1 protein-coding gene is annotated in these 379 nt (G+C 56.5%); it reads left to right on the top strand.

The features are described 5' to 3' along the window. Nucleotides 1-379 (top strand): DUF4113 domain-containing protein (locus tag RTW80_RS27650; protein WP_312721301.1); only part of this gene is annotated, 379 nt, incomplete at both ends.

Here is a 379-nt window from a genome sequence, read left to right as displayed (position 1 = left end):
CCGTTAAAGAGCCTTACTACGGCAACGTGGCCACGGAGAAACTGCTTACACCCACTCAGGACACCCGGGACATTATTGCGGCCGCCACAACGGCTCTGGAGCGTATCTGGAAGGATGGGCACCTGTATGCCAAAGCCGGTGTGATGCTGAATGACTTCACCGGCTCCGGCGTTTCGCAGCTGCAGCTGTTCGACGAACGTCCGCCACGTCCTCACAGCTCTGAGCTGATGAAGGTTCTCGATGGCATTAATCATTCCGGTCTGGGACAGATCTGGTTTGCCGGGCGAGGGATAGCGCCATCATGGCAAATGAAACGCGATATGCTCTCCCCTGCGTACACCACCCGCTGGAAAGATATTCCCGTTGCGAGGATCAGATA

Origin of the sequence: Escherichia sp. AM3 (genome assembly GCF_032029835.1) — a bacterium.
In the GTDB taxonomy this organism is placed as follows: domain Bacteria; phylum Pseudomonadota; class Gammaproteobacteria; order Enterobacterales; family Enterobacteriaceae; genus Escherichia; species Escherichia coli.
This window is presented reverse-complemented; position numbering and strand designations above follow the sequence as displayed.